General features: G+C 70.4%; 8 protein-coding genes. 6 read left to right on the forward strand and 2 right to left on the reverse strand.

The annotated features are described in order from the left end of the window. The coding region (locus MFF42_RS16340) for an MgtC/SapB family protein (RefSeq protein ID WP_238256697.1) at positions 1–140 on the reverse strand (140 nt) is incomplete at its 3' end. A 139-nt stretch (positions 141–279) separates the two neighbouring features. Between MFF42_RS16340 and lgt the strand changes: the two genes are divergently transcribed. The 5 genes from lgt (at position 280) to MFF42_RS16365 (ending at position 5315) form a co-directional block, all read left to right on the forward strand. Next, on the forward strand, positions 280–1170 hold the full coding sequence (lgt, locus tag MFF42_RS16345; protein ID WP_238256690.1) for a prolipoprotein diacylglyceryl transferase: 891 nt from the start codon (positions 280–282) through the stop codon (positions 1168–1170). A 2-nt stretch (positions 1171–1172) separates the two neighbouring features. Then, entirely contained in the window at positions 1173–2264 is a 1092-nt protein-coding gene (locus tag MFF42_RS16350; RefSeq protein WP_238256691.1) for a class I SAM-dependent methyltransferase, read from the forward strand. Between the two features lie 24 nt (positions 2265–2288). After that, on the forward strand, positions 2289–3056 hold the full coding sequence (gene pgeF, locus MFF42_RS16355; protein WP_238256692.1) for a peptidoglycan editing factor PgeF: 768 nt from the start codon (positions 2289–2291) through the stop codon (positions 3054–3056). Between the two features lie 397 nt (positions 3057–3453). After that, complete coding sequence (locus MFF42_RS16360) at positions 3454–4347, forward strand: outer membrane protein (protein WP_238256693.1); 894 nt, start codon at positions 3454–3456, stop codon at positions 4345–4347. A gap of 221 nt (positions 4348–4568) precedes the next feature. Then, the gene (locus tag MFF42_RS16365; RefSeq protein WP_238256694.1) at positions 4569–5315 is read left to right on the forward strand and encodes a DUF2076 domain-containing protein; all 747 of its coding nucleotides are present in this window, start codon (positions 4569–4571) and stop codon (positions 5313–5315) included. 79 nt (positions 5316–5394) lie between these two features. Here the strand turns inward: MFF42_RS16365 and MFF42_RS16370 are convergent, their stop codons facing one another. Next, positions 5395–6111, reverse strand: coding sequence for a L,D-transpeptidase (locus MFF42_RS16370; protein ID WP_238256695.1), 717 nt, complete (start codon positions 6109–6111; stop codon positions 5395–5397). A gap of 228 nt (positions 6112–6339) precedes the next feature. On the opposite strand from MFF42_RS16370, the gene MFF42_RS16375 reads away from it, so the two are divergent. After that, positions 6340–7027: protein phosphatase CheZ (locus MFF42_RS16375; RefSeq protein ID WP_238256696.1), on the forward strand; the 688-nt coding region annotated here is incomplete at its 3' end.

Below are 7027 nucleotides of genomic sequence, written 5' to 3' on the forward strand. Positions count from 1 at the left end.
AACAGGCAGGCGCCGACGCAGACCAGCATGTGCGTACGCAGGCCTGCGGCCCAGAGTAACCGTTCCCGCTCGAAGCCGATCACGCTGCCCATGGCGCCGGCGAGCACCAGGCGCGCCACCATCTCTCCGTTGCCGAGCATCAGCTTTCCCGCGCAGTTCGTGCGGCTCAGAGTGCGCCGCCGGCTTGCGACGCGCAACGATCCTGCGCCTTGACGCCTCGCGGGGCGCGGGTCCAATGCGGCGCGCCTTCCGAAACCGCCAGCCGCTCGTGGGCCGTCGATGCCGCCGCTTCTCGCCCTCCCCTTCCCGGCCATCGATCCGGTCGCCGTCTCGATCGGACCCGTCGAGATCAAGTGGTACGCCCTGTCCTACATCGCCGGCCTCCTCGGCGGCTGGTTCTACGCGCGCCGTCTGGTCGCGGCCGACTCGCTCTGGGGCGTGGTCAAGCGTCCGACGCTCACCGACATCGACGACCTGATCGTCTGGGTTGCCCTCGGCGTCGTGCTCGGGGGGCGGATCGGCTACGTGCTGTTCTACAACCTGCCGCTCTACCTGGAGCATCCGCTGGAGATCCTGGCGATCCGCAACGGCGGCATGTCGTTCCACGGCGGGTTCCTGGGTGCGATCCTGGCGCTGCTGCTCTTCGCCCGCGGACGTGGGCTCAACGGCTACACCATGCTCGACATCGCCGCGGTGGTGGTGCCGGTCGGCCTGTTCTTCGGGCGCATCGCCAACTTCGTGAACGGCGAGCTCTGGGGTCGCCCCGCCCCCGATTTCCCCTACGCCGTCGTCTTCCCCACCGGGGGCGACGTGCCGCGCTACCCGAGCCAGCTGTTCGAAGCCGCCACCGAGGGGCTGCTGCTGTTCGTCGTGATGGCCTGGGCCGTGCGCCGCTTCGGCTTCCGCAAGCCGGGCCTGCTCGGCGGCATCTTCGTGCTCGGCTACGCCCTGGCGCGGACCTTCTGCGAGTTCTTCCGCGAGCCGGACCGGCAGCTCGGCTTCCTGTTCGGCCAGGACGTCAACGCGCTCGGCGGCGGCGTGACCATGGGGATGCTGCTCTGCGTGCCGATGGCGCTGGTCGGCCTCGTCTACATCGTGCTCGCCGCCCGCGGGGTGACGCGCCCGCGCCCGAAGGGGCCGGAGATCCAGGCCGAAGCGGGACAGATCTGAGCGTGACGGCCGAGGCGACGCCGCTGCTGGCGATCCTGGCGCGGGAGATCCGCGCGGACGGGCCGATCGGCCTCGACCGCTACATGGCGCTCTGCCTCGGACATCCGCAGCACGGCTACTATACCGGCCGCGACCCCTTCGGCCGGAGCGGCGACTTCGTCACCGCGCCGGAGATCAGCCAGATGTTCGGCGAGCTGGTCGGCGCCTGGTCGGCGGCGGTGCTGTCGCTGATGTCGGCGTCGACTCCGGGCGCGCGACCCTGCCTCGTCGAGCTCGGGCCGGGCCGCGGCACGCTGATGGCCGACGCCCTGCGGGCCCTGCGCGCGTCCGGCGCCGCCTTCGACCTACACCTCGTCGAGACCAGTCCGAGCTTGCGCCGGATCCAGGCGGAGCGGCTCGCTGACGCCGCGCCGACCTTCCACGATACCGTGGCGAGCCTGCCCGACGCGCCGCTGCTCGTCCTCGCCAACGAGTTCTTCGATGCCCTTCCGGCCCGCCAGTTCGTGCGGACGGATCGCGGCTGGTGCGAGCGCCGCGTCGGCCTGACGGATGCGGGCGATGCGCTAGCCTTCGGTCTCGACCCGGAACCCGATCCGCGTCTCACGGCGCCGGCACGCGAGGGCGCGGTGCTGACCCTGCCGAGCCAGGGGCTCGCGGTCCTGCGCGATCTCGGTCGGCGCCTGGTCGCGCGGGGCGGCGCCCTCCTCGTCATCGATTACGGTCACGACCGGCCCGGCTTCGGCGACACCTTCCAGGCAGTGGCGGGTCACCGCTTCGCCGATCCGCTGAGCCGGCCCGGAGAGGCGGACCTGACGCTGCACGTCGATTTCGGGGCGCTGGCCCGCGCGGCGGGCGCCGAGGGCCTGGCCGTGCACGGACCCGTGACGCAGCGCGACTTCCTGCTGGCGCTCGGCCTCGCGGCCCGCGCCGAGCGGCTGAAGGCCCGCGCCACGCCGGATCAGGCGCGGGCGATCGACGCCGCCGCCCTCCGCCTGACCGATCCGGACCCGCGCGGCATGGGCGCCCTGTTCAAGGTGCTCTGCGCCGGCCACCCGGCCCTCGGACCGTTGCCGGCGCTTCCGCCCCCCGCCTGAGCCCATCGGAGAGTCCGCGAGACCATGTTCATCGAAGCGCCCGAGCTGAGCTCGCATTCTTACATCCGGCACGCCTTCTTCACCCGGCAGGGCGGCGTCTCCGAAGGGCTCTACGCCTCGCTGAACGGCGGGATCGGCTCGAACGACGAGCCGGCGCGCGTCGCCGAGAACCGGGCGCGGATGTGCGCGCAGCTCGGGCTCCCGCGCGACAATCTCGTCAGCCTCTACCAGGTCCACTCCGCCGAGGTGGTGACCGTCGAGGCGCCCTTCCCTCTCGCGGATCGCCCGAAGGCGGACGCCATGGTGACCCGGGTACCCGGTCTCGCGCTCGGCATCGCTACGGCCGATTGCGGCCCGATCCTGTTCGCCGACCCGGAGAACCGCGTCGTCGGCGCGGCCCATGCCGGCTGGAAGGGGGCGCTCGGCGGCGTCATCGCCGCGACCGTCGCCGCCATGGAGGCGCTCGGCGCCGAGCGCGAGAGAATCGTCGCCGTGCTGGGGCCGACGATCGCGCAAGCGTCGTACGAGGTCGGGCTCGACTTCATGGAGCGTTTTCGTACCGAGCGGCCCGGCAGCGAAAGGTTCTTCGCCGAGGGACGGCCGGGTCACGCCCAGTTCGACCTGCCGGCTTTCATTCTCGAACGGTTGGCCGAGATCGGTGTCGGCGAGGCGACGTCGCTCGGCCTGTGCACCTACGCCGACCCGGACCGATTCTATAGCTTCCGGCGCACGACGCACCGCAGCGAGGCGGATTACGGCCGGCTGATATCGGCGATTGCACTCACTCCGTGATTATATTCTCAGGGTCCTCACAAAAGTCGTTGTAACGATGCAACGCCGGCCGCAAGGGTGCCCACGGCCAGGCTTTTGTGCGCTGTAGCACTCGCATGTCGCGCTGCATCCATCGTAAGCCTTGCGGCGTCGCGGAACGCCGTGGTTGCATCCCTGCGACAATCTGTCGGGAACCATCACCAAAAAAAGCTCGGCCGTACGTGAACCTTGGCCGTTCGGTGGCGTTTCTCGGATGGAACGACGGCAGACCAAGACCACTGCCACAAAGGGGCCGCCTTCGGGACGGTCGGCGTGGTCAAGCCGCAACAGCATCTTCCGGGATGCTGGCATAGATAACGGGGCACCGTGCCGCCTCGCTTCCCCGGAAGCACCGGCACAGTCAGAGAGGACCAGAGTAATGAAATCCTTCCTTCGCGCCGGTACGGCCATCGCCGGCATCGCCTTCGCCGGTTCGGCGCTCGCTGCCGACCTGCCGCGCCGCGCCGCTCCGCCGCCGGTGTTCCAGCCGGTGCCGGTCTTCACCTGGACGGGCTTCTACGCCGGTTTCAACGCCGGCTACGGCTTCGGCACCGGTGACGACAACAACGCCGCGACCGTGATCGGCGTCGGCCCCGCCAGCGGCCTCGTCGCTCCGGGCGGCACCGCTGCCATCGCCTTCAACAACCGTCGCAGCGACGAAGGCTTCGTCGGCGGTGGTCAGATCGGCTACAACTACCAGTTCACCCCGGGCTCCGGTGTCGTGATCGGTATCGAGGCCGACGCCCAGTACGTCGACTTCGGCCGTGACCGGAACCGCTTCTCGGTCGCCCCGGGCTCCTCGCCGTTCCTGGCCGGCTCGCAGATCTTCAACCCGAACGGTCTGTCTGGCCTCGACTTCTTCGGCACCGTCCGCGGTCGCCTCGGCTACGCCTTCGACCGCACCCTCGTGTACGGCACCGGCGGCTTCGCCTACGGCGCCGGCGGCGGCTCCGACTTCGGTCTGCCGGGCGGTTCGTCCGACGACTTCCGCACCGGCTGGGCCGCCGGTGGTGGTATCGAGTACGCTCTCCCGACCGACTCGTTCCTGAACTTCTTCAAGTCCTCGGCCGTCACGCTGAAGGTCGAAGGTCTCTACGTGAACCTCGACCGCGGCAACCGCCTGAACGGCGCCTTCGGTGCCACCCCGGCCGGCGGCCTCGTCTACACGAACAGCCCGGGCGTCGTGCTCGCCTCCGGCAACGTCGCCCGTCAGCGCGAGACCGAGTTCGCCGTCGTCCGCGCCGGCCTGAACTACAAGTTCGGCTCGTACTAAGATCGGAAGACTCGGCGATCCCTCACCGGATCGCCGGATTTCCTCGGAAAAGCCCGGCCTCGTGCCGGGCTTTTTCTGTTTCGGAAACGGCCATGCGCGCGTCCGCCTTCGGCACCATGCCGACAATCGACGCCCGGCCCCCTGACAAAAGCTCGACCGGCCCCCATCTCCTAGCCGCCGCGCGGCGACGAGACCGTCGTCGCCTTCAGGAGGACGTCTCCATGAACAGCGAAGAACGCGACATCATCAACGGCATCTTCCAGCGCCTCGAGCAGGCGTCCGGCCAGCCGCGGGACGCCGATGCCGAACGTTTCATCGCCGAGAAGCTGCGCAACCAGCCCTACGCGCCCTACGCGATGGCTCAGCTGATCTACGTGCAGGAGGAGGCGATCAAGAGCCTCAACCAGCAGCTCGAGCAGGCCCGCGCCGAGGCGCAGTCCCAGCCCTCCGGTGGCGGCGGCGGCTTCCTGTCGAGCATCTTCGGCGGCGGCCAGCGCTCCGAGCCGCAGCGTCCGGCCGGTCAGGCCTGGGGGCAGCAGGGCGGCTACGGTCAGCAGGGCGGCTACGGCGGCCCGCAGGGAGGCCCGCAGCCGGGCTACGGCCAGCCGGGCTATGGCGGTCCCCAGCAGGGCGGACCCTGGGGCGGACAGCCTCAGCAGCCGTCCCGCGGCGGCGGCTTCCTCGCCACCGCCCTGCCGATGGCGGCCGGTGCGGCGGGCGGCATGCTGCTCGGCAGCGCCCTCTCCAACGCCTTCGCCGGCGGCCATTCCGCGCTCGGCAGCGCCTCTGCGGCCGGTCTGACCGGCGGTGACGCGGGCGGCGGCGTCTTCGGCAGCGGCGGCGACCAGGATCTCGGCTCGGCGCTCGGCGGCAGCGACGGCGGCTTCCAGGACGCGTCCTTCGGCGGCGGTGGCGGCGACGATTTCGGCGGCGACCTCGGCGATGGCGGGGACGACGACTGGGCCTGATCCCGTCCGCCCGGATTGAGACAGCGAGAAGCCCGGCGCCGGTCCCCCGGCGCCGGGCTTCCTCGTTCGGGGGATGCCGTCAGATCACCTCGACGCGGGTCCCGACCGGCGTGCGCTCGTAGAGATCGATCACGTCCTCGTTCATCATGCGGATGCAGCCCGAGGACACGTTCTGCCCGATCGTGTGCGGCTCGTTGGTGCCGTGGATGCGGTAGAGCGAGGTGCCGAGATACATCGCCCGCGCCCCGAGCGGATTTTCCGGGCCGCCGGCCATGTGGCGCGGCAGGTCGGGGCGGCGGCGCAGCATCTCGGCGGGAGGCGTCCAATCGGGCCATTCCCGCTTGGCGGAGATCGTCTTCGCACCGGTCCAGACGAAGCCCGGCCGCCCGACGCCGATGCCGTAGCGGATCGCCTGGCCGCCCGGCTGGATCAGGTAGAGGTACTTCGCGTTCGTATCGATCACGATCTGGCCGGCGCGCCCCGGACCGTCATAGGCCACGACCTGCCGGGCGAAGCGGGGATCGACCGTTCTGGCGATCGCGCCCTCATCGGGCGCCGGCCCAGTCGGCAGCGCCGCGAACCGGGCGCGCGGCTGCGCGACGGCGGCCGGACGCGGCTCGCTCAGAGCACCGTAGCCGTCGACGGCGGGGCGCCGCGCCGGACCCTGGGCGTCCCCGGTCATCAGGAACTCGATGAAGCCGCCGCCGTAGCGGCCCGGCCCGGCTTGGGCCATCGCCGTCCCGCCCGATCCCGCCATTGCGAGCGCCGCCAGCGCCACGCTCCACTTCGCCCGCATCCCGAACTCCCGCCTTGCCCACGCGATGCGGAAAGTTTTCCGGCTTTTTCCGTTCGGGTGATGAATGAACGTGGTGAATCACGGCCGCCGTCGGCCCGGCCCCCGCAAACTCCGACTCGTCGTCAACGGGCGGTAAATGGCTCCGTCCTCCCGAAGACTTTCAGCAAATCGAAACCACTGCGCGGGATTGTGACGGACGAGATCCGTCCCCGAAGGCCCGTCCGACCGATGATCACCAAGCGCTACCGCATCGAGGAAAGCCTGGGCTTGCCCGTTCCGGCGGCCGGCCTCTCGGCGGCGGCCCCGGAGACGGCACCCAACCCGCGTCTCGACGAGATCCTGACAGCGATCAACGATCTGCGCCGCATCACCCAGGCCAGCGCCGGCGAGACCATCGAAGCCTGCCGCCGCGAGCTCGGCGAGGCCTTCGCCATGCGCCACGAGCTCGAAGTGATGAAGGAGGCGATCACCCGCACCAAGTCGGAGATCGCGAGCCTCCACCGCTCGGAGACCACCGGCAAGGGCATGCGGCGCGTGGCGGGCGAGCTCGACGCGGTGGTCGACTCGACCGAGCAGGCCACCTCGACGATCCTCGGCAGCATCGAGAAGATCGAGACCAACGCCAACATGATGCGGGGCCTGCGCCTGCCAAAGGCGGCCCAGGAGAATGTCGACGGCATCCTCGACAACGTCATCGCGGCCTACGAGGCCTGCAACTTCCAGGATCTGACCGGCCAGCGCATCAGCAAGATCGTCGGCGTGCTGAAATTCGTCGAGGAGCACCTCGACCGGGTGATCGAGGCCTGGAGCGGGCTCGACGGCTTCCGCGACCTGCTGGCGGTCGAGACGGCCGCGGTGGACGAGAACGACGAGAGCTCGCTGCTCAACGGGCCGAAGCTCGAGGACGATCCGGGCC

This window comes from Methylorubrum podarium (assembly GCF_022179745.1).
GTDB classification, from domain to species: domain Bacteria; phylum Pseudomonadota; class Alphaproteobacteria; order Rhizobiales; family Beijerinckiaceae; genus Methylobacterium; species Methylobacterium podarium.

Excerpts from the sequence above, each read along its gene's own strand:
- lgt (WP_238256690.1), top strand. The coding sequence starts at position 280 with ATGCCGCCGCTTCTCGCCCTCCCCTTCCCGGCCATCGATCCGGTCGCC.
- MFF42_RS16365 (WP_238256694.1), top strand. The coding sequence starts at position 4,569 with ATGAACAGCGAAGAACGCGACATCATCAACGGCATCTTCCAGCGCCTC.
- pgeF (WP_238256692.1), top strand. The coding sequence starts at position 2,289 with ATGTTCATCGAAGCGCCCGAGCTGAGCTCGCATTCTTACATCCGGCAC.
- MFF42_RS16370 (WP_238256695.1), bottom strand. The coding sequence starts at position 6,111 with ATGCGGGCGAAGTGGAGCGTGGCGCTGGCGGCGCTCGCAATGGCGGGA.
- MFF42_RS16360 (WP_238256693.1), top strand. The coding sequence starts at position 3,454 with ATGAAATCCTTCCTTCGCGCCGGTACGGCCATCGCCGGCATCGCCTTC.